The organism is Pseudomonas marginalis, from assembly GCF_001645105.1.
Lineage (GTDB): Bacteria > Pseudomonadota > Gammaproteobacteria > Pseudomonadales > Pseudomonadaceae > Aquipseudomonas > Aquipseudomonas petroselini.
Genome location: NZ_LKEG01000048.1, coordinates 50,785 through 74,602, shown reverse-complemented (window position 1 = coordinate 74,602; position 23,818 = coordinate 50,785). Strand labels below are relative to the sequence as shown.

Annotated in this window: 27 protein-coding genes; 16 read left to right on the top strand and 11 right to left on the bottom strand. The window is 60.7% G+C overall.

What is annotated here, in order from left to right; translation table 11 throughout:
* The 9 genes from narH to AO064_RS21215 all read left to right on the top strand — a co-directional run bounded on the left by narH (position 1) and on the right by AO064_RS21215 (position 9,814).
* Positions 1 to 1,539 (top strand): nitrate reductase subunit beta, encoded by a 1,539-nt coding sequence (narH, locus tag AO064_RS21255; protein WP_064054569.1) that lies wholly within the window; start codon positions 1 to 3, stop codon positions 1,537 to 1,539.
* A gap of 2 nt (positions 1,540 to 1,541) precedes the next feature.
* Positions 1,542 to 2,297: a nitrate reductase molybdenum cofactor assembly chaperone gene (gene narJ, locus AO064_RS21250; RefSeq protein WP_064054568.1), complete on the top strand. Its 756-nt coding sequence runs from the start codon at positions 1,542 to 1,544 to the stop codon at positions 2,295 to 2,297.
* Positions 2,290 to 2,967, top strand: a complete 678-nt coding sequence (gene narI, locus AO064_RS21245) for a respiratory nitrate reductase subunit gamma (protein WP_064054567.1) — start codon at positions 2,290 to 2,292, stop codon at positions 2,965 to 2,967. The genes narJ and narI overlap by 8 nt, the downstream gene beginning before the upstream one ends.
* Before the next feature lie 13 nt (positions 2,968 to 2,980).
* Positions 2,981 to 3,907, top strand: coding sequence for a peptidylprolyl isomerase (locus AO064_RS21240; RefSeq protein ID WP_064054566.1), 927 nt, complete (start codon positions 2,981 to 2,983; stop codon positions 3,905 to 3,907).
* 1 nt (position 3,908) lies between these two features.
* Positions 3,909 to 4,895 carry a GTP 3',8-cyclase MoaA gene (gene moaA, locus AO064_RS21235; RefSeq protein WP_064054565.1) on the top strand — a complete coding sequence of 329 codons (987 nt, stop codon included), beginning with the start codon at positions 3,909 to 3,911 and terminating at the stop codon, positions 4,893 to 4,895.
* 350 nt (positions 4,896 to 5,245) lie between these two features.
* Complete coding sequence (locus AO064_RS21230; protein WP_064054564.1) at positions 5,246 to 7,246, top strand: ribonucleoside triphosphate reductase; 2,001 nt, start codon at positions 5,246 to 5,248, stop codon at positions 7,244 to 7,246.
* 31 nt (positions 7,247 to 7,277) lie between these two features.
* The gene (gene nrdD / locus AO064_RS31515) at positions 7,278 to 7,433 is read left to right on the top strand and encodes an anaerobic ribonucleoside-triphosphate reductase (protein ID WP_049712898.1); all 156 of its coding nucleotides are present in this window, start codon (positions 7,278 to 7,280) and stop codon (positions 7,431 to 7,433) included.
* A complete protein-coding gene (locus tag AO064_RS21220) occupies positions 7,430 to 8,125 on the top strand; it encodes an anaerobic ribonucleoside-triphosphate reductase activating protein (RefSeq protein WP_064054563.1) in 696 nt (231 codons plus the stop codon). Before nrdD ends, AO064_RS21220 begins: the two co-directional genes overlap by 4 nt.
* A 69-nt stretch (positions 8,126 to 8,194) precedes the next feature.
* The gene (locus AO064_RS21215) at positions 8,195 to 9,814 is read left to right on the top strand and encodes a methyl-accepting chemotaxis protein (RefSeq protein ID WP_064054562.1); all 1,620 of its coding nucleotides are present in this window, start codon (positions 8,195 to 8,197) and stop codon (positions 9,812 to 9,814) included.
* A 331-nt stretch (positions 9,815 to 10,145) separates the two neighbouring features.
* Here AO064_RS21215 and AO064_RS21210 read toward each other — a convergent pair whose 3' ends face one another.
* From AO064_RS21210 to AO064_RS21195, 4 genes are read right to left on the bottom strand one after another with little or no spacing between them, the layout of a single operon-like run.
* A complete protein-coding gene (locus AO064_RS21210; RefSeq protein ID WP_064054561.1) occupies positions 10,146 to 11,486 on the bottom strand; it encodes a 4Fe-4S binding protein in 1,341 nt (446 codons plus the stop codon).
* Positions 11,483 to 12,322: an FTR1 family iron permease gene (locus tag AO064_RS21205; RefSeq protein ID WP_064054560.1), complete on the bottom strand. Its 840-nt coding sequence runs from the start codon at positions 12,320 to 12,322 to the stop codon at positions 11,483 to 11,485. Before AO064_RS21205 ends, AO064_RS21210 begins: the two co-directional genes overlap by 4 nt.
* A gap of 9 nt (positions 12,323 to 12,331) precedes the next feature.
* Positions 12,332 to 12,625: a cupredoxin domain-containing protein gene (locus tag AO064_RS21200; protein ID WP_375232511.1), complete on the bottom strand. Its 294-nt coding sequence runs from the start codon at positions 12,623 to 12,625 to the stop codon at positions 12,332 to 12,334.
* A gap of 44 nt (positions 12,626 to 12,669) precedes the next feature.
* A complete protein-coding gene (locus tag AO064_RS21195; protein WP_064054558.1) occupies positions 12,670 to 13,200 on the bottom strand; it encodes an iron transporter in 531 nt (176 codons plus the stop codon).
* Positions 13,201 to 13,379: 179 nt separating this feature from the next.
* Between AO064_RS21195 and AO064_RS21190 the strand changes: the two genes are divergently transcribed.
* Positions 13,380 to 13,598 (top strand): DUF3079 domain-containing protein, encoded by a 219-nt coding sequence (locus AO064_RS21190; protein WP_064054557.1) that lies wholly within the window; start codon positions 13,380 to 13,382, stop codon positions 13,596 to 13,598.
* A gap of 140 nt (positions 13,599 to 13,738) precedes the next feature.
* Here the strand turns inward: AO064_RS21190 and AO064_RS21185 are convergent, their stop codons facing one another.
* Together AO064_RS21185 and AO064_RS21180 are read right to left on the bottom strand one after the other, a co-directional pair.
* Entirely contained in the window at positions 13,739 to 14,017 is a 279-nt protein-coding gene (locus tag AO064_RS21185) for a hypothetical protein (RefSeq protein ID WP_046034710.1), read from the bottom strand.
* Positions 14,018 to 14,081: 64 nt separating this feature from the next.
* Entirely contained in the window at positions 14,082 to 14,558 is a 477-nt protein-coding gene (locus AO064_RS21180) for a hemerythrin domain-containing protein (RefSeq protein ID WP_012724765.1), read from the bottom strand.
* Between the two features lie 256 nt (positions 14,559 to 14,814).
* Between AO064_RS21180 and AO064_RS21175 the strand changes: the two genes are divergently transcribed.
* Positions 14,815 to 15,021, top strand: coding sequence for a PLDc N-terminal domain-containing protein (locus AO064_RS21175; RefSeq protein ID WP_012724764.1), 207 nt, complete (start codon positions 14,815 to 14,817; stop codon positions 15,019 to 15,021).
* Between the two features lie 176 nt (positions 15,022 to 15,197).
* On the opposite strand, the gene AO064_RS21170 is transcribed toward AO064_RS21175, so the two are convergent.
* Positions 15,198 to 15,758: a type 1 glutamine amidotransferase domain-containing protein gene (locus AO064_RS21170; protein WP_064054556.1), complete on the bottom strand. Its 561-nt coding sequence runs from the start codon at positions 15,756 to 15,758 to the stop codon at positions 15,198 to 15,200.
* Between the two features lie 203 nt (positions 15,759 to 15,961).
* Between AO064_RS21170 and AO064_RS21165 the strand changes: the two genes are divergently transcribed.
* Positions 15,962 to 16,174, top strand: coding sequence for a hypothetical protein (locus tag AO064_RS21165; RefSeq protein ID WP_064054555.1), 213 nt, complete (start codon positions 15,962 to 15,964; stop codon positions 16,172 to 16,174).
* A gap of 2 nt (positions 16,175 to 16,176) precedes the next feature.
* Positions 16,177 to 16,611 (top strand): hypothetical protein, encoded by a 435-nt coding sequence (locus AO064_RS21160; RefSeq protein ID WP_012724761.1) that lies wholly within the window; start codon positions 16,177 to 16,179, stop codon positions 16,609 to 16,611.
* A gap of 39 nt (positions 16,612 to 16,650) precedes the next feature.
* Here the strand turns inward: AO064_RS21160 and AO064_RS21155 are convergent, their stop codons facing one another.
* Complete coding sequence (locus tag AO064_RS21155) at positions 16,651 to 17,436, bottom strand: DeoR/GlpR family DNA-binding transcription regulator (protein ID WP_046034712.1); 786 nt, start codon at positions 17,434 to 17,436, stop codon at positions 16,651 to 16,653.
* 121 nt (positions 17,437 to 17,557) lie between these two features.
* Between AO064_RS21155 and AO064_RS21150 the strand changes: the two genes are divergently transcribed.
* A complete protein-coding gene (locus AO064_RS21150) occupies positions 17,558 to 18,718 on the top strand; it encodes an alpha-hydroxy acid oxidase (protein ID WP_064054554.1) in 1,161 nt (386 codons plus the stop codon).
* Positions 18,719 to 18,910: 192 nt separating this feature from the next.
* Here the strand turns inward: AO064_RS21150 and AO064_RS21145 are convergent, their stop codons facing one another.
* Complete coding sequence (locus AO064_RS21145; RefSeq protein WP_012724758.1) at positions 18,911 to 19,837, bottom strand: alpha/beta hydrolase; 927 nt, start codon at positions 19,835 to 19,837, stop codon at positions 18,911 to 18,913.
* Between the two features lie 162 nt (positions 19,838 to 19,999).
* Here AO064_RS21145 and AO064_RS21140 point away from each other — a divergent pair, with 162 nt between their 5' ends.
* Entirely contained in the window at positions 20,000 to 20,845 is an 846-nt protein-coding gene (locus AO064_RS21140) for an SDR family NAD(P)-dependent oxidoreductase (RefSeq protein WP_012724757.1), read from the top strand.
* Positions 20,846 to 20,877: 32 nt separating this feature from the next.
* Positions 20,878 to 21,465: an NUDIX domain-containing protein gene (locus AO064_RS21135; RefSeq protein ID WP_064054553.1), complete on the top strand. Its 588-nt coding sequence runs from the start codon at positions 20,878 to 20,880 to the stop codon at positions 21,463 to 21,465.
* Positions 21,466 to 21,646: 181 nt separating this feature from the next.
* Here the strand turns inward: AO064_RS21135 and AO064_RS21130 are convergent, their stop codons facing one another.
* Positions 21,647 to 22,033 (bottom strand): hypothetical protein, encoded by a 387-nt coding sequence (locus tag AO064_RS21130; protein WP_064054552.1) that lies wholly within the window; start codon positions 22,031 to 22,033, stop codon positions 21,647 to 21,649.
* Positions 22,030 to 23,818 (bottom strand): RHS repeat-associated core domain-containing protein (locus tag AO064_RS31365; RefSeq protein ID WP_244159542.1); only part of this gene is annotated, 1,789 nt, incomplete at its 5' end. The genes AO064_RS31365 and AO064_RS21130, both read right to left, overlap by 4 nt.

The following is a 23,818-nucleotide window of genomic DNA, read 5'->3' as shown; positions in this document are numbered from 1 at the left end:
ATGAAGATTCGCTCACAGATCGGCATGGTGCTGAACCTGGACAAATGCATCGGCTGCCACACCTGCTCGATCACTTGCAAAAATGTCTGGACCAGCCGTGAAGGCATGGAGTACGCCTGGTTCAACAACGTCGAATCCAAGCCCGGTATCGGCTACCCCAAAGAATGGGAGAACCAGGACAAGTGGAAAGGCGGTTGGGTGCGCAACGCCAACGGCAGCATCAACCCACACATCGGCGGCAAGTTCCGCGTGTTGGCGAACATCTTCGCCAACCCTGACTTGCCGAGCCTGGACGACTATTACGAGCCATTCGACTTCGACTACCAGCACCTGCACACCGCGCCGTTGGGCGAACACCAGCCGACCGCACGCCCGCGCTCGCTGGTGTCGGGCAAGCGCATGCAGAAAATCGAGTGGGGCCCGAACTGGGAGGAAATCCTCGGCACCGAGTTCGCCAAGCGCCGCAAGGACAAAAACTTCGACCAGATCCAGGCCGATATCTACGGCGAGTACGAAAACACTTTCATGATGTACCTGCCGCGCCTGTGCGAGCACTGCCTCAACCCGGCGTGCGCGGCCTCGTGCCCGAGTGGCGCGATCTACAAGCGTGAAGAAGACGGCATCGTACTGATCGACCAGGAGAAATGCCGGGGCTGGCGCATGTGCATCAGCGGCTGCCCGTACAAAAAGATTTACTTCAACTGGAAGAGCGGCAAGTCCGAGAAGTGCATCTTCTGCTACCCGCGTATCGAAGCCGGCATGCCCACCGTGTGTGCCGAAACCTGCGTTGGCCGGATTCGCTACCTCGGTGTGTTGCTGTACGACGCCGACCGTATCAGCGAAGTCGCCAGCACTGCCAACGAGCATGATCTGTACGAAAAACAGCTGGAGATTTTCCTCGACCCGAATGACCCGGCAGTGATTCGCCAGGCCCTGGCCGATGGCGTGCCGCAGTCGGTGATCGACTCCGCGCAGCGTTCGCCAGTGTACAAAATGGCTGTGGATTGGAAACTCGCCCTGCCGCTGCACCCGGAATACCGCACCTTGCCGATGGTTTGGTACGTGCCGCCGCTGTCGCCGATCCAGAACGCCGCCGCGGCCGGCACCGTGGGCATGAACGGGGTGATCCCGGATGTCGACAGCCTGCGCATCCCCCTGCGTTACCTGGCCAACATGCTCACCGCCGGTGATGAAAAACCGGTCAAGCGTGCGCTCAAACGCCTGCTGGCGATGCGTGCCTACAAACGCTCCCAGCAAGTGGACGGTGTGCAGGACCTGCAAGTGCTGGAAGACGTCGGCTTGAGCGTTGAACAGGTGGAGGAGATGTACCGCTACCTGGCGATTGCCAACTACGAAGACCGCTTCGTGGTACCGAGCGCCCACCGTGAAGACGCCATGAGCGATGCGTTCGCCGAGCGCTCCGGGTGTGGTTTCAGTTTCGGCAGCGGCTGCAGTGGCAGTTCCGATACCAACATGTTCGGCGCCAAGAAGGCCAACCGCCGCGACGTGCTGAAAACCGTACAAATCTGGGAGGACTGAGCATGCGCATTCTTAAAGTGATCTCGCTGTTGCTGGACTACCCCACCGAAACCTTGGTGAACGGCCGCGACGAGCTGGAAAAAGCGATTATCGAATCGCGGGAAATCAGCCCCAAGCAACGCGGTGCCTTGTTCGAGTTGATGGAGCTGATCTGCGGCAACGACTTGATGGACGGCCAGGAACATTACGGCGCGTTGTTTGGCCGCGGTCGTTCGCTGTCGCTGTTGTTGTTTGAACACGTGCACGGCGAGTCCCGCGACCGTGGCCAGGCGATGGTCGACATGATGGCCCAGTACGAGGAGGCCGGGTTTGCCATCGGCGTCAAGGAGCTGCCGGACTATATCCCGCTGTACCTGGAGTTTCTCTCCACCCGCGAAGACATCGAGGCCCGCGAGGGCCTGGCGGATGTGGCGCACCTGTTGGCCTTGCTCGCCGCGCGTCTGGAAGAGCGCGAGAGCGGCTACGCCAGTTGCTTCCGTGCGCTGTTGCAGATTGCCGGCGCCGAGCCGCACCAGGCCGTGGCCGAACTGCGTGCCCAGGTCGCCGCCGAACCGCGCGACGACTCCCTCGAAGCCCTGGACAAAATCTGGGAAGAGGAAGCCGTGGACTTTATGCAGGCCGAGCAGCAGGACCGTTGCAGCTCGCTGCCGAGTGCGCCGGGCAAGGCCCGCGAAGAAAGCGCGGTGCCGTTGCACTGGGTGGATTTTCAGCAAGAAGGTCGGGCCGCAGCGCCCGCCGGGGAGGTGGGTAATGTCTAAGTGGAATTTGCTGGTATTCGGGGTGTATCCCTATGTGGCCCTGGCCATCTGCCTGTTGGGCAGTTGGGCGCGGTTCGACCTGTCGCAGTACACCTGGAAGGCTGGCTCCAGCCAGATGCTCAACAACCGCGGCATGCGCGTGGCGAGCAACTTCTTCCATGTCGGCGTGCTGTTCGTGCTGGCCGGGCATTTTGTCGGCCTGCTGACGCCGGCATCGATCTACCACCATGTGATCAGCACTGAGAACAAGCAGTTGCTGGCGATGGTCTCCGGCGGTTTCTTCGGCCTGCTGTGCCTGGTGGGCCTGCTGATGCTGGTCAAGCGTCGTTTGACTGACCCACGCGTGCGCGCCACCTCAAGCCCGTCGGACATCCTGATCCTGCTGGTGTTGCTCGCACAGTTGCTGCTCGGCCTGCTGACCATTGTCGCCTCCACCGGGCACATGGACGGTTCGGTGATGGTGATGCTCGCCGACTGGGCGCAGAACGTGGTGTTGTTGCGGCCGGTGGAAGCGGCAGCGTCGATTTCGCCGGTGTCGTTGATCTACAAGGCGCATGTGGCGCTGGGCTTGACCCTGTTTGTGCTGTTCCCGTTTACCCGCTTGGTGCACATGGTCAGCGCGCCGATCTGGTACCTGGGGCGTCGTTATCAAATCGTGCGGCAGAAGTAGTGAGGAGAGCGTCATGACAACAGGATGCGGATGTGGTGGCGGGAATGGCGGCAGCGGCGGTTGTGGGTCGTCGGCCAAAGAACCCGTGATGGCCGAGGTTGCTGTCCAAGCGCCTTTCGAGGAACTCAAGGCGCCCGAATTGATTGCCAGCAGTGAACAGGAATGGCCGATCATCAGCGTCAACGACGTGCCCGTCACGCCTGAGGCGATGGCCTTGGAGTTGCAATATCACCCGGCCGAAAGCCGCGAAGAGGCGGTGTACCTGGCCGCCCGCGCGCTGGTGATTCGCGAGCTGTTGCAGCAGCGCATCGCCGAGCTGGGCCTGGCGGTGGAGATCGCCGCCGGCGAGAACGAAGAGGAGGCCGCCACGCGCTTGCTGCTGGAGCGCGAGGTCAAGGTGCCCGAGTGTGACGAGGCCACCTGTGTGCGCTATTTCGAGAACAACCGTGGGCGCTTTCACAGCGCGCCGTTGCTGGCGGTGCGGCACATCCTGCTGGAGTGCGCGCCGGATGATGCCGAGGCCCGGCAACTGGCCCATGTGCAAGCGGAAGTGCTGCTGCTGAGCCTGGCCCAAGCGCCGGGCAGCTTCGCCGAGTTGGCCCTCAAGTACTCGGCGTGCCCGTCCAAGGCCCAGGGCGGTTCGCTCGGCCAGGTGAGCAAGGGCCAGACCGTACCGGAGCTAGAGCGCCAGCTGTTCACCCTGGCGCCGGGCCTGGCCGGCAAACCGCTGGAAAGCCGTTATGGCTGGCACGTGATCAGCGTCGACCAGCGCATCGAAGGCCAGCCGTTGCCCTACGAAGCGGTTGCGGTGGCGATCCGTACCCAGTTGCAGCAGGGCGTGTGGCAGAAGGCACTGGTGCAGTACCTGCAAACCCTGATCGGCGCGGCGGACATTCGCGGCATCGCGCTGCAGGGCGCCGACTCGCCGTTGGTGCAGTGACATGAGCCTGGTGGATGGGGTGGGGCGTTCGATCGATTATCTGCGGTTGTCGGTGACCGACCGGTGTGATTTCCGCTGTGTGTACTGCATGGCGAAAAACATGACCTTCCTGCCGCGCCAGCAGGTGCTGACCCTGGAAGAACTGGAACGCCTGGCCAGGCTGTTTGTGGGGCAGGGCGTGCGCAAGATCCGCTTGACGGGTGGCGAGCCGCTGATTCGCCCCGGCATTGTCGGGTTATGCCGCAACATCGCGGCGCTGCCGGGGTTGCGTGAGTTGGTGATGACCAGCAATGGCTCGCAGCTCGCGCGCTTGGCGCGGCCATTGGTGGAGGCGGGGGTCAAGCGCATGAACATCAGCCTCGACAGCCTGGACCCTGGACGCTTTCGCGCGATCACCCGCAACGGTGATCTGCGCCAGGTGCTGGACGGTATCGAGGCGGCGCGGGAGGCGGGGTTCGAGCGGGTCAAACTCAATTGCGTGGTGATGAAAGGGCGCAATTTCGATCAGGTGCCGGGGTTGGTGCGGTACGCGATCGAGCAGGGCATCGACATCAGTTTTATCGAGGAAATGCCGCTGGGGGATGTGGGGCGTTCGCGGGGGGAAACGTTCTGCTCCAGTGATGAAGTGCGCGCGGTGATTGCGCGCGAGCATGTGTTGCTCGACAGCACCGAAAGCAGCGGCGGGCCGGCGCGGTATGTGCGGTTGGCGCGGCATCCGGGGACGCGGGTGGGGTTTATTTCGCCTAATTCGCATAATTTTTGTGGGAGCTGTAATCGGGTCAGGATGACGGTGGAGGGGCAGTTGCTGCTGTGTTTGGGGCAGGAGGATTCGCTGGATTTTCGCGGGTTGCTGCGGCGGTATCCGGTGGAGGATGGGCCGCTGGTTGAGGCGTTGCACCGGGCGTTGCGGGGGAAGCCGGTGGGGCATGATTTTACGGGGGCGGGGGAGGTGCAGGTGGTGCGGTTTATGAGTATGAGTGGGGGGTGATTGGGGCCCCCAAAAATCCCTGTCGAATTCCGGCCAGCGTGTTTGACGGGGCGTCTTAGAACCGACCGGTTTCTTACTGTCGATCTCGGTTAATGTGGGAGGGGGCTTGCTCCCGATTGCAGTGTGTCAGTTGACGCAGCTGTGGCTGCCCCATTGCTATCGGGAGCAAGCCCCCTCCCACAGTTTGATCTCCCTACATCAGGTGGATATCAGCCCCCCAAATAACGGATATCCCCCCAATCAAAAAACCTTGACCCCGGTCAAGGGCAACCCACCCCATCCTCCGTAGCATCACTGCATGTTGTGTTTAATCACTAAAAAATATCTATATGTAGTGCTTGGAGCCAAAAATGCAAACCACGCTCACCCCACTAACCAGCACCCGCCTACACAAACGCGACGGCAGCCTAGTCCCCTTTAACGCCGAAAAAATCCGCCAGGCCCTGATCGCCGCCGGCACCGCCACCGGCGAATACCAAGCCACCGAAGCCGACCTGCTACTGGGCGCCGTCCTCGCCCGTCTCAGAGGCATCGACCACCTGGACGTCGAACAAATCCAGGACAGCGTCGAGCGCGTATTAATGGACGCCGGCTATTTCCTGTCGATGCGCGCCTACATCGTCTACCGCGAACAACACGGCCGCCTGCGCCGCGATCGCAAGACCCTGGTGGAAGTCGCCACCTCGATGAACGAATACCTCGACCGCGAAGACTGGCGCGTGCAGGCCAACGCCAACCAGGGCTATTCCCTCGGCGGCCTGGTGCTGAACGTGTCGGGCAAGGTCACCGCCAATTACTGGCTGGACGAGGTCTACAGCCAGCAGATCGGCCGTGCACACCGCGAGGCGGACTTGCATATCCATGACCTGGACATGCTCGCCGGCTACTGTGCCGGCTGGTCGCTGCGCTCACTGCTGCACGAAGGCCTCAACGGCGTACCGGGGCGTGTCGAGGCCGGGCCGCCCAAGCACTTGAGCAGTGCGTTGGGGCAGATGGTCAACTTCCTCGGCACCCTGCAAAACGAATGGGCCGGTGCCCAGGCGTTCAGCTCCTTCGACACTTACCTGGCGCCCTATGTGCGCAAAGACCAACTGAGTTACCCCGAAGTGCGCCAGGCGGTGCAGGAGTTCATCTACAACCTCAACGTGCCGTCGCGCTGGGGCACCCAGACGCCCTTTACCAACCTGACCTTCGACTGGGTATGCCCCGAAGACTTGCGCGAGCAGGTGCCGGTGATCGGCGGCGAAGAAATGCCGTTTGCTTATGGCGACCTGCAAGCCGAAATGGAGTTGATCAACCGCGCCTACATCGAAGTCATGCAGGCCGGGGATGCCAAGGGCCGGGTGTTCACCTTTCCGATTCCTACCTACAACATCACCCATGATTTCCCCTGGGACAGCGACAACGCCGACCGCCTGTTCGAGATGACCGCGCGCTACGGTCTGCCGTATTTCCAGAACTTCCTCAATTCCGATATGCAGCCCAACCAGGTGCGCTCCATGTGCTGCCGCCTGCAGTTGGACGTGCGCGAATTGCTCAAGCGCGGCGGTGGCCTGTTCGGCTCGGCCGAGCAAACCGGCTCCCTGGGTGTGGTGACGATCAACTGCGCGCGCCTGGGCTACCTGTTCAAGGGCGACACCTCGGGCTTGCTGCAACGCTTGGACAGCCTGATGGAAATGGCCATGGAAAGCCTGGAGGTCAAGCGCAAGGTGATCCAGCACCACATGGACGCCGGCCTCTACCCCTACACCAAGCGTTACCTGGGCACTTTGCGCAATCACTTCTCCACCATCGGCCTCAACGGCATGCACGAGATGCTGCGTAACTTCAGCGGCGACGAGCAGGGCATGCACACCGTCGAGGGCCGCGCATTCGCCCTCAAGTTGCTGGACCACGTGCGCGCCACGTTACTGCGCTTCCAGGAAGACACCGGCCACCTCTACAACCTTGAGGCGACGCCGGCCGAAGGCACCACTTACCGCTTTGCCAAGGAAGACCGCAAACGCTACCCGGACATCCTGCAGGCCGGCAGTGACGTCGCGCCGTACTACACCAACTCGTCGCAATTGCCGGTGGGGTTTACCGAAGACCCGTTCGAAGCCCTGGAGCTGCAAGACGAGCTGCAATGCAAATACACCGGCGGCACCGTGTTGCACCTGTACATGGCCGAGCAGATTTCCTCGGCCCAGGCCTGCAAGCAGTTGGTGCGCAAGGCGCTGGGGCGCTTCCGCCTGCCGTACCTGACGATTACGCCGACGTTTTCCATCTGCCCGGTGCACGGCTACCTCGCCGGCGAGCACGAGTTTTGCCCCAAGTGCGATGACGTGCTGGCACTGGCCGCTCAGTCCTGAACCGACTTTCCAACCCGTAAGGAGATTCACCATGCAAGCATCCCAGCCACAACGTCAGCGCTGCGAAGTCTGGACCCGGGTGATGGGTTACCACCGGCCGGTGTCCGCGTTCAACCCCGGCAAGCAGTCCGAGCACAAGGAGCGTGTGCACTTCACTGAAACGGCCGCCGTGGCCGGGCGCCAATGAGTCGAGCACTACGGGTCGGGGGACTGGTGCCCCTGACCACCCTCGACTACCCCGGCATGCTCGCCTGTGTGCTGTTCTGCCAGGGTTGTGCCTGGCGGTGTCGTTATTGCCACAACCCGGACCTGATCCCGCCGCGCGCCAGCACGGAGGTGGATTGGCGCCGGGTGTTGCTGTTTCTGCAACGGCGCCGCGATCTGCTCGACGCGGTGGTGTTCAGCGGTGGCGAGCCGACCTTGCAGGAAGGCTTGCCGGCGGCCATGGACGAAGTGCGGGCGATGGGTTTTCGCATCGGCCTGCACAGTGCCGGAATCAAGCCGGCGGGGTTTGCCAATGCCTTGCGCCACGCCGACTGGGTCGGCTTTGACGTGAAGGCCCTGGCCGAAGACTGCCAATCGATCACCCAGGTCAAGGGCAGTGGCGTGGCCAACTGGCGCAGCCTCGACACCTTATTGGCCAGCGGCGTGGAGTACGAATGCCGCACCACGGTGCATTGGCACCTGATCGACCCACCGCGCCTGCTGTTGCTGGCCCAACGTTTGCAGGCCATGGGTGTGCAGCGTTTCGCGGTGCAGATGGTACGCACGGCCAGCATGCTCGATACGCACTTGCCCAGTGCTCCGGCACAGGCTGCACTGCCGGAGTTATGGGGCCGATTGCGCGAGTTGTTTCCCGCGTTTGTATTGCGAGGGTGACCAGCGCCCTCCAGCGGATTTTTATAGATGCTGCCCATGGTGGGCAGGTTTTCATCAGGGAATATCAGAATGAAGCAATTAACCACGGCACAACGCATTGTCATCGGTTTCGCGATTGCGCCGTTGGCGCTGGTCGGCTTGGTGTTTTACGCCTTGCACGACCTGGCAACGCTTAAGCAGCAATCCGAGCAAATCGTGCAACAGGACTGGCCGAGAATTGCACCGATCATGGTGATCGCCACCGGTGTGCGGGATAACGGGCGCAACACCCGCGACTTGCTGATCGACCAGGACAACCAACAAGCCCAAGACGCCATCGGCACGACCCGGCAACGCATCACCCAGGCGTTCGCGACCCTTGAACCGCTGCTGGATACGGCCGAAGGCAAAGCGGCCTACGCCAACTTGAAGACCCATCGCGAAACCTATGTGGCCGCCTTTACCCAGGTGCAGGCGCTGATCAAACAGGGCGCGCGCGAGCAGGGCCTGGCCCAGCTCAAGCAACAGGTGATGCCCGCCGAACTTGAAGTGTTCAAGAGCCTGGACGCCCTGATGGCGATGCAAGGCCGTCTGTTTGCCGAGCGCGAACAGGCGGCGCAGGCGCTGTACGACGAGGCCCGGCGCAACATGATCGGGCTGTTCCTGTTGTGCCTGGTGCTGGTGGTGGCCGCTGCGGTGATCGTCACGCGTAGCGTGATCCGCCCCTTGGGCGGTGAGCCGGATGAAGCCGCGCGCGTCTTGAGCCATATCGCCCAGGGCGACTTGACCATTGTGGTGCCGGTCGGCAACAGCGCCGAAGGCAGCGTGATGCGCAACCTGCACCTGATGCAGCAGAGCCTCAACCAGATGGTGCGGCATATCGCGGCCTCGGTGGACGGCGTGGCCAGCTCCTCCGAGGAGTTGAGCGCGGTCAGCAGCCAGACCAGCAGTAGCATGCAGTCCCAGAGCCAAGAGATCGAACAGGCGGCCACGGCGGTCAACGAAATGACCGCCGCCGTGGATGAAGTGGCGCGTAATGCCGTGAGCACCAGCGAGGCGTCACGCCTGTCGGAACAGACCGCCCAGCGCGGCCGAGCCCAGGTGCAGGAAACCGTGGCATCGATCAACACCCTGGCCACCGGCGTGGTGGAAACCTCGGAGCGCATCCAGCAACTGGCTGGCCGCGTGCAAGACATCAGCGGTGTGCTGGAAGTGATCCGCAGCATTGCCGACCAGACTAACCTGTTGGCCCTCAACGCGGCCATCGAAGCGGCCCGTGCCGGGGATGCCGGGCGTGGTTTTGCGGTGGTCGCCGATGAGGTGCGCGCGCTGGCCCATCGTACCCAAGCGTCGACCCAGGAGATCGAGCAGATGATTGGGAATATCCGTCAGGACACTGAGCATGCGGTGGCGGCGATGCACAGCAGCAGCGAGCGGGTGCAGGCGACCCTCGGCGTGGCGCAGCGGTCGGGGGAGGCGTTGGATGAGATTACGCGGTCTATTTCGCAGATCAACGAGCGCAATATGATGATTGCCAGTGCCACGGAGGAACAGGCGCTGGTGGCGCGGGAGGTAGATCGCAACCTGGTGGGGATTCGTAACCTGTCGCAGCAGGTGTTGCAGGGGGCGTTGCATACGGAGACGGCGGGGCATGATTTGGCGGGGATGGCGGGGGCGCTGCATCAGACGGTGGGGCGGTTTAAGGTGTAGCGATTTGTATACATATCCGTTATTTAAGTAACAGCTAAGCCGGCGTCCTGCCGGGTTAGCCACGGATTCAAGCCTGCGTTCGGCCAGCTGTCGATCTCGGTTAACTGTGGGAGGGGGCTTGCTCCCGATAGCAGTGGGGCAGTTGCAGATGTATTCGCTGACACGCCGCCATCGGGGGCAAGCCCCCTCCCACAGTTTGATCTTCATGCATCAGGTGGATATCAGGCTGCTTTGATCTGGCTTTTGATCTTAGGCACCCCGTTCCAAAGTGACCCGCCGTNNNNCCCCCGCCGTTAGCCAAATAACGGAGATGTACTTGACCCCCGCCCAATCACCATCCCCAAAACTGCAACCACCATCCACCCCCCACCCACCCATTCCCCATCACCACCCACCCCCAAGCCCGCCATCGAGGCATGCCATCAAGCTGCCGCCACGCCAACCACACACTCCAACCGATGCAGGCGCCTAACAGCAACGCCCGACCCGGCTGCACCCAAGCCAACCCCAACCCTTCATAACGCAACAACTTCACCGTGGTCGCCGACAACCCCAAAAACAACCCCGCACCACCCAAGGGCGTCAACGTCAATGCCAGGGGCCGAAACAGTGCGCGATCCCCCGCACAATGCGCCGCCGCCCGTAACAGCAGCCAGCACCCGCCGCCAATCACCAGTGCGCTGCCCACCAGATACACCACAATGCACCCCCCATCCAGCCAACTGAAACTGTCATTGCGTTGGGGATAATGCGTGAGCAACCACCAAGGCGCGTTGTCTTGCAGCGCCCACAGCCAGCCGCGATCGACCAGCCACTCGGCCAGGTATTGCTTGAGGGCGATAAACCACGGGCTGACGGTCCATTGGAATGCGCCCATGGCCAAGCCGATCACCCCGAACAGCAGCAGGCGCACATCCCAGGCCGAGCCCGGTTGATGGCGCGCCTGGAGAATTTCCTGGTTGCACGAGCGGGCGATCAATTGCACCGCGCCGCGTTGCCCGCTGCAGCGGCCGCAGGCGTGGCACTCGCTTGCACCTTGCAGGCGGCGGATGTCCAGCAGCGGTGCGCAGTTGGGCAGGGGCAGGCGCGGCGCGGTGTTGGCTTTCCAGCGTTGCTCATCCACCGCGAAGTGCACCGGGGCCAGGCGAGCGAGCAAGGCGAAGACGCCGCTCACCGGGCACAGGTAGCGGCACCACACACGTTTACCGCGCATGAACAGCAGGCCCACGACGACGGCGGCCACGGTCGAGCCGCCGAGGATCAGCAGCGCGGCCTGGGCGTAGTCATACACGCTGATCAGTTGACCGTAGAGGGTGGTCAGGCAAAACCCCAGCGTGGGCCAGCCGCCCCAGCGCAGCCAGCGCGGGATGCCCAGGCCACGTCCGTGCTGGCTGGCCCATTCGCTCAATGCGCCTTCGGGGCACAGCACGCCGCACCACAAGCGCCCGAAAAACACCATGGACAGCAACACAAACGGCCACCAGATCCCCCAGAAGATGAACTGTGCGAGCAACGTCAGGTTGTTCACCATGCGCGCCTGGCCGTCCGGTAACGGCAGCAAGACCGGCAACACCAACAGCACGGCGTACACCAGCACCACCGCCCATTGCACGACATGGATCAATCGGGCATGGCGGCGCATGCCATCCCCCAGCTGCCGCAGCCAGCTCATGCCGCGTGCCGAGACCGGCGCAAGCCGTTGCCTACCAGCAGCCAGTAGCCGAGCAGCACCAGCAGGGTTATCAGGCTGGGGGCCGCGCGGTAGCCGGCAAAATCGGCGAGCAGGGCGCCCAGGCCGTGGCTGTCACTGAGCAGGGCGCTGCTGTCCCAAAGGCTGTCGCCGAAGGCCGAATACACCCATTCGGGCATGTCCATGGCGAGCAATTGCCCGCTGATGCGGTCCACGGCGGCTACCAGCAAGGCGCCGCCCAGCAGCAACAGCAGGGCTTCGCTGAGGGCGAAAAAATGCGCCCAAGACATCCAGCGACGCGTGCCGCGCAACAGCACCACCGTCAGCCCTGCCAACACCAGGCCCAGCACACCGCCGAGGGCGAACAGGCCCAGCGCCTCGCTGTGCAGGCGCGCGCCGGCGCCGTACAGGAACACTACGGTTTCACTGCCTTCGCGGCTCACCGCCAGCAGCGCCAGTAGCATCACCCCCCAGCCGCCGTGGTGGGCCAGACGCTGATCGGCTTCGCTGACCAGTCGGTGTTTGAGCGTGGGCCCATGGCGATGCATCCAGAACACCATCTGCACCATCAACCCGCTGGCGACCAGCGTGAGTGTCGCTTGCAGCCATTCCCCCTCGGGGCCGGTCATGGCTTCACCGGCCCATAACATCAACCCTGCCAACCCGGCGGAGCCCAGTAACCCCAACAGCACCCCGGCCCACAGGAAACGCGCCAGGCGTGAGTGGCCGCGCTGGCAACTGATCCAGGCTTGCAGAATCCCGATCACCAACAGCGCCTCAACGCTTTCGCGCCACACAATAAACATCGACGTGTTCATCAACGGCTCCTATTCGGCGAGGATGCTGCCTTCGGGCAACTGTGGGTTGAATTCGTCAAAGAACGGGTACACGCCCGGCTTGAGCGGGTGGATCACCACAAAGGTGGTGACGCCGGGCGACAAGACTTTCTCTACGCGCAGCGGTGTGCTTTCGAATTCGGCCGGACCTTGGCCGAGGTTTTTCAGTACGATCTTGAAGCGCTCACCGGCCTTGACCGCCAGTTGCGGCGGGCTGAAGTGACCGTCTTGCAGGGTCAGTTCATAGCTGGGCAACGGTGCCGCCAAGGCCACGCCGCTCAGCATCAGGCAGCCCGGCAACAGGTAGCCCGGCAACAGGGCGCGGCGCATCAATAACCGCCTTTCTTGCCGATACCGGCGTAGACGAATGCGTAGTGCACTTCGCAGCGTTCGAACCAGGGCGCGACCCCGGTTTCCTTGTCGGTGTGGCGGCCCAGTGAGTGGTGGCCGGCAGGTGGTAATACGCTGAAGGTGAGGGTGTATTGGCCGGGGCCTTGCAGTTTGACGTTATCGCCGTAGTGCGGGCCGTCGTTGGCGACCATGGCGTGGAAGTCGCCCTTGATGGGGGTGTCACTGCCTTGCTTTTTCAGCGAGAACGACAGGTTCAGGTAAGGCACGAAACTGCCTTCCTGAAAACCCTGGGCGTTGTCTGCCGTGGCACGCACATCGGCTTCCAGGTGCACATCGGAATCAGCGGTGGCGCGCATCATGCCGGTGGGCTCCATCTCGATCGGTTGCAGGTACACCGCGCCGATCTCCAACCCAGGGCAGTGTTGAGGCTCGCCGATCGGGTACTCCTTGGCGAGCGCCGCAGAGGTGCTCAACAACAAGACGATGGGCAGTAAAGAGAGGGTACGCATGGAGGCTTCCTGACGTGTGAAGGGAGAGAGCCCGAGTCTAGGAAGGTCTGCTGTGAATAATAATGATTCTTGTCAAGTTCAGGCGATATTTCATGCTTGCCGACCTTGATGTCGGTCAAGGTCGCGCAGGCTACGGGAGGGTAGGGTGTGATGACCGTTCGCCGCCAGGGAAGCTGTTCATGGCCAAGCCTTTTCCGCTGCACCCCAAGCACCCGGAGCGCATCTGCTGGGGCTGCGACCGCTACTGTGCCGCGACTGACCTGGCCTGCGGCAACGGCGCCGACCGCACCATGCATCCCGCGGAAATGCTCGGCGATGATTGGTACGAACACGGCGACTGGGGACTCGCGCCTGAGCCTGATGCCGTTCAGCCAGTAACCATCAAAAGCGCACAGTAACGCTAACGCTGTGGCGAGGGAGCTTGCTCCCGTTGGACTGCGTAGCCGTCCCGATCCTCTTTAAGCAAAGAACGGGGCCGCTGCGCGGCCCAGCGGGAGCAAGCTCCCTCGCCACGGGTGGGGGGTCTCCCTTTAAAGCATCAGCTGCCTGAACGGGGTTTTTCCTGGGGGGCTTTTTGGCGGTCGACAGGCTTAGCGGTTTTGGCCGGCTGCTTGTCGGGCGCTTTGGTTTTCTTGGCGCTGTCGGAGGGGCTGCTGGGGTAGGTCCCCGGCGGCAGGGCGGAACCGGCGGCGCTGTCACCGCTCAAGGCGTTGGCGGCAGGCTCGGGGTTATCGCCGAAGGCGGCGAGGGCAGGGCCGGTGAGCAAGGCTGACAGGCCGACGATAAGCAAAATCCTTTGGGACGATGTGGTCTTCATGACGCAATCCCTATCGTGATGGAGCAAAAGCCTGGAAAACCTCCAGGCTCTGGTCATGCCGCGATCAAGCCGCCATTGGCTTGGTCGACTGCGACTTTTTATGCGCTGCTTTCATGGCTTCCATCTCAGCGCCCAACTCTTCAAGCAACGCCTTGCCCAGCAGTTTTTTAGCCTGCGGGAACATGTCGGTTTCCTCTTCTTCAATATGGTGCTCAAGCAGCTCCTTGACCACTTTGACGCGGCCGGAAAACTCGGTTGTCGAGGGCTCGGTCTGTTTCAGGTCCGGCAGCACCAGGGCGTCGACGGTGCGGTGCTCTTCCTTGGCCTCGTGGTACATGATGTCTTGTTCCTTGCCGCCCGCCTTCCGGAAGGCCGGGTAGAGGATTTCTTCTTCCAGCTTAGTGTGCAGGCTGATTTCCGCTTCGAGCTTGGCCAGCAGCTCAGTGCGCTTTTTAACCCCGCGCTCGGTGGACTCACTCAGTTGAGTCAACAGGGCCTTCACGCGTTCGTGGTCGGCTTTGAGCAGGTCAATGGCATTCATGGGTGACACCTCACGGGAAAACTCAGGGCGCGTCGACATGCACGCCTCGTCCAGTGGAGTAGTGCATCAGTTGTACCAACTTGAGCTTTTTGAAATCGTTTTGTAATTCAATGGGCTACCGATGATGAGCAACAGTGCCTGTCGTGCAGGTTGCATGGTGGGCCCCAAGACGCGTTGCATTCCACCACGTCGGAAAATTTTAATGAACCCTCGGCGCCGATGCTTGACCTAACGCATACGACCTAGGAGGTGAAGCATGGAAATTCAATATATCTGGATCGGCTTGGCGGTGATTCTGCTGCTATTGGAATTGTGGGCAATCAATGTCGTCCTGCGCAGCACCGGGGGCTGGGAGACTAAGGGGCTGTGGCTGGTGATTCTGATCTTTGTGCCGCTGCTTGGCCTGATCGCCTGGGCGATGTTCGGGCCTAAACGCGAGATGCCGGAGCAGCGTAAGAGTTAATCCATAAGTGAAAAAAAAACAGGCGCCATCGAGGCTAATACCAGTCAGTTAAGGGCAAACACTGTACCTGTGGCGAGGGAGCAAGCTCCCTCGCCACAGGTTATTTTTTACCCTTTCTACGTTTTAACGGACTGGCATTACGCGATCGAGGCGCCTGTTTTCGTTCAGCGGCATTATCAACCGGCGATGGCCTTGGCAATCGCCTGGTTGAATGCCGGCAGGTCATCCGGCGTGCGCGACGTAATCAACGTCCAACCGTTGGCCTGGCATTCCTTGACTTCGGCATCGACCCACCCGGCCGCGCCGGCGTTTTCCAGGTCAATGCGCACGCTTTTGTAGGAGGTGAGGGTTTTGCCCTTGATCACGCCGGCGTTAATCAGCGCCCACGGGCCGTGACAGATCGCGGCCACGGTTTTACCCGCTTTGACGAACTCATTGATCAGCTTCAACGCGGTCGTATCTTGACGCAGAGTGTCGGCGTTGACGGTGCCGCCGGGGATCACCAACGCATCGAAATCCGCACCCGAGAGCTCGGACAGTTTGGCGTCGGACTCTACGGTCTGATCCTTCTCGGTGTCGCCGACGAAGGTTTGGGTGGTGCCGCCATCGCTGGAGCCGTGTGTCACCGTCGCGCCATAGCCACGCAATGCTTCCAACGGTTTGAGCAGTTCGTCGCGCTCGATGCCGGTGTTGGACGTGATGACCAGAATCTTTTTGCCGTTGAGGTGTGAACTCATGATCGAGTGTCTCCTGATGGGTGAAGGAAAGAGGGGATATGGGAGAGTTGATTGGGCTCAGGAGGCAAAGGTTTAAATTAATTTGCGCTTATTTCTTGGACGATTGGCGCGCGCAATTTCCTTGAACTATCCAAATTCACTGAGTTCTGCTGAACACCTGCCCGCGTTTTTTTCGTGGGCCTTCAATGACTTGGAGATAGACCATGACCACCGACAAAACCCCTGCGCCGATCAGCTCTGAAGAGGCTCAGAACGGCACGGAAAAACCCGCCAAGGGCCAGACCCTGGAACGCCCGAACCCGAAGACCGAAACCGTCGATAAAGTCCTCACGCCCACCTCGATCAAAGACATTGAACGCCAGACGGATGCGATCAACGAACAGGCCGCCAAGGCCGAGCGCAAGCTGGGCCATTGAGCATGGCCCGTGCTATTAGCGCCTCGGAGTTGGGCATTGAACTCAAGCCTGACGATGACGCCAGCCTGTTCAAGTGGTTTGTGGCCAGTTTCCTGATGGGCAAGCGCATCCAGGCACCGATTGCGGCGCAGGCGTACAAGGTGATCGTCGAGGAGGAGGGGCGCGACACTGCGCGCAAGTTGCAGCATTGCACCTCGCGGGAATTGGTCACGATGCTGGGACGTGCCCATTACGTGCGCTATGACGAAACCACCGCGCAGCGCCTGTTGGATCTGAGTGCCAAATTGAACGCTGAGTACGCCGGTCGGATCACGCGGATGCGCAGTGCCAGCGAAGACCGTGAAGCCTTTGAAAAACGCCTGGGCGAATTCGAAGGCGTGGGGCCTAAAACCATCGAGATTTTCATGCGCGATGCGGCCAAGGTGTTGCGCTGGTGAGTGCGCGGTCAGTCAAGGGCGAACACGCTACTGTTTTGCTCACTCAACCTCTACCCGCAGCACCTCCAACCCTAATTGCTCATACGCCTCCACACTCGGCACGTGCCACTCGGTAATCAATGTGTGAATGCGGCTGCACGGCGCCACCACAAAGGGCTCCACCGCGCCGAGTTTGTCGGCCATGGTCACCGCCACCACGTGGGAGGCGCTGTCGAGCAGGGCTTGCTTGACCGCCACTTCATCAAAATGCAGCGAGCTGATGCCCACTTGCGGGTGCAGCGCGCAGACACCGGTAAACAGCAGGTCGGCCTTGATGCTCTGGATCATGCGCACGGTCTCGTGGCCGCTGGTGGACAGGGTCGCCGGGTTGAGTTGGCCACCCGTCAGTATCACCTTCACATCAGGATGGTCGGCCAAGGCGATCGCGATCATGGGCGACGGTGTGACCACGGTCAGGCGCATTGAACGGGGCAATGACTGGGCGATCTGCAACGTGGTGGAGCCGGAATCGAACAGCACGATCTGGCCCTCTTCCACGCGTTCAGCGGCCAGTCGTGCGAGGCGGCGCTTGGCCTCGTTGGTCTCGCCGACACGGGTGAAGAAGTCTTTGCCGGTGTCCTTCGGCCGGGGCAGGGCGCCGCCGTGCACACGTTGCAACAGGCCGGCGGCAGCGAGCTCGCCGAGGTCACGGCGAATGGTGTCCTGGGAAACGGCGAAGTGTTCGACCAATTCCGACGCGGTAACTTTGCCGTCGCGTTCCAGCAGCAACAGGATCTTTTGTTTGCGCAAAGAAGGCAGGTCGATGGCGTGATGAGTGTTATGCATGGTTTTGCGTCTTTATGCGGGTTTGTGCGAGATTAGACGCGCACTGATATAAACGCAATGGCTGGTTGCGCGGCCGATGGGCGGTTACTCTCAGCATTCAGTTCAGGGAGAGGTGACCTAGATGTCGTTGATTACCACCATCGAAGACTTACGCAAGCTGGCGCAAAAACGTGTCCCACGCATGTTCTACGACTACGCCGATTCCGGCTCCTGGACTGAGAGCACCTACCGCGCCAACGAAAGCGATTTTGCCCGCATAAAATTCCGCCAGCGCGTGGCGCGCAATATCGATGAGCGCTCAATCCGCACCACTATGATCGGCCAGGACGTGGCCATGCCGGTGGCGTTGGCACCGACCGGATTGGCCGGTATGCAGCATGCCGATGGCGAGATCCTGACTGCCCGTGCCGCCGCCGCGTTCGGCCTGCGCTACACCTTGTCGACCATGAGCATCTGCTCTTTGGAAGACATCGCCGAACAGGTTGGCCAGCCGTTCTGGTTCCAACTGTATGTGATGCGCGACCGCGCCTTTGTCGAACAATTGATCGAACGTGCCAAAGCTGCCGGTGTGGACGCATTGGTGCTGACCCTCGACCTGCAGATCCTCGGGCAACGCCACAAAGACCTGATCAACGGCCTGTCGGCGCCGCCCAAACTGACCCTGCCGAATATCCTCAACATGGCCACCAAGCCGCGTTGGGTGATGGGCATGCTCGGCACCCAGCGGCGTGGCTTTGGCAACATTGTCGGGCATGTCAAAGGTGTGGCCGATATGAGTTCGCTCTCTTCCTGGACGGCCCAGCAATTCGACCCCCGCCTGAGCTGGGACGACGTGGCGTGGATCAAGCAATGCTGGGGCGGCAAGTTGATCACCAAGGGCATCCTCGATGTGGAAGACGCGCGCCTTGCGGCGAACTCCGGCGCCGATGCACTGGTGGTGAGCAACCACGGCGGCCGTCAGCTGGATGGAGCACCGTCGAGCATCAGCCAGTTGCCGGCGATTGTGGAGGCGGTGGGTGAGCGCATTGAAGTGTGGCTCGATGGTGGCATTCGTTCCGGTCAGGATGTGCTCAAGGCGATGGCGTTGGGCGCCAAAGGCACCATGATCGGTCGAGCGCATTTGTATGGCTTGGGTGCGATGGGCGAAGCGGGTGTGACCAAGGCGCTTCAGATCATCGCCCGTGAGTTGGACGTGTCGATGGCGTTATGTGGGTATAACGATATACGCGATGTGAATCGCGAGATTTTGTTGCCGGGTACATTTCCTGAAAGCGTTTATTGAGCAGAAAAAACGTAAAAATATAAAAAGAGTTGTCCACGAAAACCGTGGGTATCTCTGTGGATAACTTTGCGAAGCCCCGGCAGGGTTGGCGATTTAAGCCGAGATCAATATTTGATCAACTTCTGATTTGGCCCAGCATGGGCTGGGTTTGCGCTTGACAGGCAAGCGCGAACCCAGTGCCGAAAAGCGTTTTTATGAGTCGCCGCTGCGACCTGTGGAGTGCGTGACCACCTGGGCCGGCATCTTCGCTTGCATCAGTTTCTCCAATGCCTGGCCATAGCTGCGACCGGCGAGGCTCATGCTGTTGTTATGGCTGGCGCCGGGCACCAGTAACAGCCGTTTGGGTTCCCGGGCGGCTTCAAATAACTGTTGGCTGAAGCGCGGCGGTACGTAGCGGTCGTCGAGGCCATGCACCACCAGCAGTGGCATATGGATGTCGGCAATCTTGTCAATGGAATCGAATTTCTGCGACAGCAGCCAGCGCACCGGTAGAGAGGTGTTCGCTACGGCGGTGGCCACATCCGCCAGCGAGGTAAAGGTGGATTCGATCACCAGCCCGCGTACGGGCAACGGCATCTGTTTACCCAGTTCTGCAGCCAGGTCGATGGCCACCGCGCCACCGAGCGAGTGCCCGTAGATCAGGCGTTTTTGCGGATCGGGTTGCAGCACCTGGAAACGCTCCCAGGCGATACGCGCGTCTTCGTACACCGTGGTTTCCGACGGCAGCTCGCCGCGGCTTTGGCCGAAACCACGATAGTCGATGGCCAGCACTGAGTAGCCCAGTGCATGCAATTGCTCGATGCGAAACAGCTGCCCTGTGAGGTTCCAGCGTACGCCGTGCAGGTAGAGAATCGCAGGTGCGTCCTTGTTGTCCGCCGGGTACCACCAGCCATGAATGTTCTGCCCCGATTTGAGACTGGCGGGCTTGAGTTCGAATTCCTGCACCGCCTTGGGCAAGCCGCTGTACCAACTGGCGGTGCCCGGTTCGATGCGAAATACCAGCTCGCGCTCCTTGTGTTGCAGCATCGCGCAACCCACCGGCAGGCCGACGATCAACAGTGCCATGCACAGCAGGGGAAACCAGCGCAGGCTCAGGCGCGACAGAAAACGTGAAGACATGAAGGTTCCTGGAAAAAGGTGAAGCAGGGGTTTTACCAGATGGCTTGCAGAGGCAGGAATTAATTCGACAGCCGTCCACCGGGATTGCTTGCAAAGTGTTACAGCATTGAACAAACGGTGCACGGGTTGTTAGGGTGGGCAGCCGAACAGGAGAGCAAGCACATGGATTTCACAGGCAAAACCGCTATCGTCACCGGCGGTGCACGCGGGCTGGGACTCAGCTATGCACGGGCACTGGCCCTGGGCGGTGCGCGCGTGGTGATCAGTGATATCGGCGCCGACACTGCCGGTGCAGGCAGCGATGCGTCGGTGGTTCTGGCAGCGGCCGAGGCCTTGCAGGCCGAAGGGCTGACGGTGATCGGCCACGGGGGTGACCTGTCCACGAACGAGGGCTGCGAGCAACTGATTGCGTATACCCTCGAGGCATTCGGCCAACTCGATATCCTGATCCACAACGCCGGCTGGGTGGGTTACCAGAACATCGCAGACCTCGACGCCGCGTTCCTTGAGCGTGCCATGGCGATCAACCTCTACGCGCCGCTGTGGCTGTGCAAGCACGCCTGGCCGCACCTGCTGCACTCATCGGCGCCGCGCATCATCCTCACCACCTCCGACCGCGCCATGTACGCGCAGTACGAGCAAACCGGCCTGGTGGCCTACAGCGCCGGCAAGATGGCGCAATTAGGGATCATGAACGCGTTGAGTCATGAAGGCTTGGATGCGGGGATCAAAGTCAATGCGATCTCGCCGGTGGCCAAGACCCGCATGTGGGGTGTGACTGACGAGCCGGATGAACTCAAGCCGGAGTGGGTGACGCCGGGTGTGCTGTTTCTCGCCTCGACGCAGTGCGAGGACACGGGTTACATCGTGCGGGCCAGCAATGGGCAATTCACGGCCACGCGGTTTACGGAAAATCCTGGTGTGGAATACCCGCGCAACCTGGCCCGTATCAAAGCGGACAGTGCTGAAGCCGTCGCCGCCGCCTGGCCGCGTATCAAACAAGCGTGAAAACGATCCCTCCATTGAGTAAAGATCCCACCATGGACAACAGCCCCGTTCGCATCACCGCCGAAGAGACGCTTTCGGAAAACTGGTACCTGCTGAAAAAGTACAGCTTCGACCTGCGCCGCCGCGACGGCAGTTGGCAAGCCCAAACCCGCGAGGTGTACGACCGCGGCAACGGCGCGACCATCCTGCTGTACAACCGTGAGCAGCGCACGGTGCTGCTGATTCGCCAGTTTCGCATGCCCACGTTCGTCAACGATTACCACGGCTACCTGATCGAAGCGGCGGCCGGCTTGCTCGACAATGCCAGCCCCGAAGAGCGGATCCGCCTGGAAGCGGAAGAAGAAACCGGCTACCGCGTGGGGCACGTGGAAAAGATCTATGCGGCCTTCATGAGCCCCGGGTCGGTGACGGAGCGGATTCACTTTTTCATGGGTGAATACCAGCCGGGTGACCGGGTTGGGACTGGCGGTGGCTTGGAAGAAGAGGGCGAAGATATCGAAGTGCTGGAGCTGGGCTTTGAAGAGGCTTTGGCATGGGTGCAAAACGGCGAGATTGCCGATGGCAAGACCATCATGCTGTTGCAGCATCTGGAATTGCGGATGCTTAAAGAAGGCTGGTAACCCCCGCTTATTAGTGGGCACGATCATTGTAGTGAGCAGGCTTGCCCTGCGCTGGGCTGCGAAGCAGCCCTAAAACAGACGATGCCCATTTACCTGAAAAAATGCTTTGTCTGGATTGGGGCTGCTTCGCAGCCCAGCGCGAGCAAGCTCGCTCGCCACAGGGTTAGGGCTGAATACATATTCATTCCTGCACCGACTCAGCCCAGCGCAGACAGAAGTCATGTTGCTCCTGTATGTCGTTGGTGAGATCGCATTCTTCGTAGGCAAAAATATGTACAAGTTCACCCTCCGGTTTTCCTATTGTCAGTTCGTAAGCGACAAGTCCATTTGACATGTGGGAGGACATTCCAGAGGTATGGACATTGATTTTGGCCCCCTTGCATAAAAACTGTATGTCTTTCAAATCGGCTCTCAACAGACCGAAGCTGTCGTACAGATCCAGTGCTGTATAGCTTTTTCGCACCCCGTTGCTTAGCAGTAGATTAAGGGTTGGCTTGCCCCCCTCGTATTCAATCACTGCGTTTTCACGCGTACCGTTTTTGAGGATGACGATTTCTCGTGATTTCATGGGTGTTCCCTATTCGGGTTCAATATGGTGTATCCCTTGAAAGTGCCATCTTCATTGACTGGTGAGGCACCCAGTATGTCTTTAGAGTCTATACGTCGGGGAATTGCTATTTCTGCTTCATTTTTGTGTTTGGAGCGTGTTCCCAGTTCCTTGTTTACGTCTCTTCCTGGGATTTTTTTAAGTGTGTAGAGAAACCCTTCTTCAAATCCATAGTTTGAGGCGAATACCAATGCCTGCTTCCTTGAGGTTGAAGTAGGGACATAGTTACTGGGAGGGCTGGCGTTGTTTAAAGCGTGCAGGTACAGATCTGTACTCGTCCCTCTGCTTTCGAATCCTTTTTCAAATATTTCATCTGGCTCTCTTAAATCTCCGCGATATAGATAGCTCCGCTTTCGCAGTGATGCTGGCGGTGACGGCGCCTGTTCATCAACCCTCACATGTTCGGTTTGGCTTCCTGCCGTTAACTGCGGTTTGCATCCGTCTCCGCCTGGGCATGTATTCAGCCCCAACGGATCTATCCACCCCGTAGGATTGGGCACGTACAGGTACGCGTTGATCCCCCCCGCCAGCTTCACCGGGTCCGGCGTCAGGTACCGACCAATATCCGGATGGTAGTAGCGATGGCGGTTGTAGTGCAGCCCGCTTTCTTGATCGAAGTATTGGCCCTGGAAGCGCAGCGGGTTGTCGATTTTTCCTATGTCGAGCCGGGTGATTTCGCCGTACGCGCGGTAGTGCGCGGACCAGACGATTTCGCCGTCTTGAGCAGTGAGTTCCTGTGGAGTACCGAGGTGGTCGAGTTGGTAATGGTAGGCTTTGGTTTCCTTTGGGCCGAAGCCTTCCAGTAGGACGAGCGGGCGGAAGGTTTCGGGTTCGTAGACATAGCTGCGGTGACGGTCCTCGTGGTGCTCGGTGATGAGGGTGTCGCCTTGCCAGAAAAACTCGGTCGTAAGGCCATCAACGGTTTTGCTGATACGCCGCCCAAACGGGTCGTAGCGGTAGCTGGCAGTTTGGCCGTTAGGTTGGGTAATGCCGATCAGCCGATGCTGGCAGTCGTAGCGGTATTCAGTGACGAGTTGATGACCTTTGCCGCGGCGTTCGCGGATGAGGTTGCCGAAGGCGTCGTAGTCGTAGTGGTGGTCGCCTTGGATCATCAGGCGATTGCCCTCCACGATGTCGGGGCCGGGGCGGTCTTGCATGAGCAGGTTGCTGGCGGGGTCGTGGCCGAAGCGTTCTGGCTCGCCTTGGGAGTGGTTGGCGTGGGTGAGGCGGCTTAGTGGGTCATAGTGGTAGTGCTGTTCACCTTTGCGGGTGTCGAGCAGGCGGGTGAGGTTGCCGGATTTGTCGTAGTCGTAATGGCGGCGGTACACCGGGCCGTCGGCATCGCCGATGCTTTGGTTGAACAGGCGGCCTTGGTGGTCGTGTTGGTAAGTGCTGAGCAGTTTGCCTTGGGTACGTTGTTGTTCGCGGCCAGCGTTGAATTGGTGTGAGGTCAGTACTGCGCCATTCAGTTCAACCGTGGAAAGGTGGCCGCCTTTGTCGTGGTTGAAGGTGAGGCGGTTGTTGTCGGGCAGGCGAAGGTTTGTTAGTTGGCCGCAAGCGTCGTAGCCATAGCGCAAGGTGCCCCAGCCTTGGTGTTCGGCGGTGAGGCGGTTTTGTTTGTCGTATTCGTAGGCCAGGGCCCAGTGGCCGTCTTCGACGCTGAGGAGGTTGCCCTGACGGTCGTAGGCATAGTCGACGGCACCACCATCAGGCAGGGTTTTTCTTACGAGTCGACCGGCGTGGTCT

Excerpts from the sequence above, each read along its gene's own strand:
- narI (WP_064054567.1), top strand. The coding sequence starts at position 2,290 with ATGTCTAAGTGGAATTTGCTGGTATTCGGGGTGTATCCCTATGTGGCC.
- narJ (WP_064054568.1), top strand. The coding sequence starts at position 1,542 with ATGCGCATTCTTAAAGTGATCTCGCTGTTGCTGGACTACCCCACCGAA.
- AO064_RS21200 (WP_375232511.1), bottom strand. The coding sequence starts at position 12,625 with ATGCTGAGCGGCGTGGCCTTGGCGGCACCGTTGCCCAGCTATGAACTG.
- AO064_RS21190 (WP_064054557.1), top strand. The coding sequence starts at position 13,380 with ATGGCCAAGCCTTTTCCGCTGCACCCCAAGCACCCGGAGCGCATCTGC.
- AO064_RS21145 (WP_012724758.1), bottom strand. The coding sequence starts at position 19,837 with ATGTCTTCACGTTTTCTGTCGCGCCTGAGCCTGCGCTGGTTTCCCCTG.
- nrdD (WP_049712898.1), top strand. The coding sequence starts at position 7,278 with ATGCAAGCATCCCAGCCACAACGTCAGCGCTGCGAAGTCTGGACCCGG.
- AO064_RS21150 (WP_064054554.1), top strand. The coding sequence starts at position 17,558 with ATGTCGTTGATTACCACCATCGAAGACTTACGCAAGCTGGCGCAAAAA.
- AO064_RS21160 (WP_012724761.1), top strand. The coding sequence starts at position 16,177 with ATGGCCCGTGCTATTAGCGCCTCGGAGTTGGGCATTGAACTCAAGCCT.
- AO064_RS21230 (WP_064054564.1), top strand. The coding sequence starts at position 5,246 with ATGCAAACCACGCTCACCCCACTAACCAGCACCCGCCTACACAAACGC.
- AO064_RS21210 (WP_064054561.1), bottom strand. The coding sequence starts at position 11,486 with ATGAGCTGGCTGCGGCAGCTGGGGGATGGCATGCGCCGCCATGCCCGA.
- AO064_RS21220 (WP_064054563.1), top strand. The coding sequence starts at position 7,430 with ATGAGTCGAGCACTACGGGTCGGGGGACTGGTGCCCCTGACCACCCTC.
- AO064_RS21215 (WP_064054562.1), top strand. The coding sequence starts at position 8,195 with ATGAAGCAATTAACCACGGCACAACGCATTGTCATCGGTTTCGCGATT.
- AO064_RS21180 (WP_012724765.1), bottom strand. The coding sequence starts at position 14,558 with ATGAATGCCATTGACCTGCTCAAAGCCGACCACGAACGCGTGAAGGCC.
- AO064_RS21130 (WP_064054552.1), bottom strand. The coding sequence starts at position 22,033 with ATGAAATCACGAGAAATCGTCATCCTCAAAAACGGTACGCGTGAAAAC.
- AO064_RS21155 (WP_046034712.1), bottom strand. The coding sequence starts at position 17,436 with ATGCATAACACTCATCACGCCATCGACCTGCCTTCTTTGCGCAAACAA.
- AO064_RS21175 (WP_012724764.1), top strand. The coding sequence starts at position 14,815 with ATGGAAATTCAATATATCTGGATCGGCTTGGCGGTGATTCTGCTGCTA.
- narH (WP_064054569.1), top strand. The coding sequence starts at position 1 with ATGAAGATTCGCTCACAGATCGGCATGGTGCTGAACCTGGACAAATGC.
- AO064_RS21195 (WP_064054558.1), bottom strand. The coding sequence starts at position 13,200 with ATGCGTACCCTCTCTTTACTGCCCATCGTCTTGTTGTTGAGCACCTCT.
- AO064_RS21185 (WP_046034710.1), bottom strand. The coding sequence starts at position 14,017 with ATGAAGACCACATCGTCCCAAAGGATTTTGCTTATCGTCGGCCTGTCA.
- AO064_RS21140 (WP_012724757.1), top strand. The coding sequence starts at position 20,000 with ATGGATTTCACAGGCAAAACCGCTATCGTCACCGGCGGTGCACGCGGG.
- AO064_RS21165 (WP_064054555.1), top strand. The coding sequence starts at position 15,962 with ATGACCACCGACAAAACCCCTGCGCCGATCAGCTCTGAAGAGGCTCAG.
- AO064_RS21240 (WP_064054566.1), top strand. The coding sequence starts at position 2,981 with ATGACAACAGGATGCGGATGTGGTGGCGGGAATGGCGGCAGCGGCGGT.
- AO064_RS21205 (WP_064054560.1), bottom strand. The coding sequence starts at position 12,322 with ATGAACACGTCGATGTTTATTGTGTGGCGCGAAAGCGTTGAGGCGCTG.
- AO064_RS21170 (WP_064054556.1), bottom strand. The coding sequence starts at position 15,758 with ATGAGTTCACACCTCAACGGCAAAAAGATTCTGGTCATCACGTCCAAC.
- AO064_RS21135 (WP_064054553.1), top strand. The coding sequence starts at position 20,878 with ATGGACAACAGCCCCGTTCGCATCACCGCCGAAGAGACGCTTTCGGAA.
- moaA (WP_064054565.1), top strand. The coding sequence starts at position 3,909 with ATGAGCCTGGTGGATGGGGTGGGGCGTTCGATCGATTATCTGCGGTTG.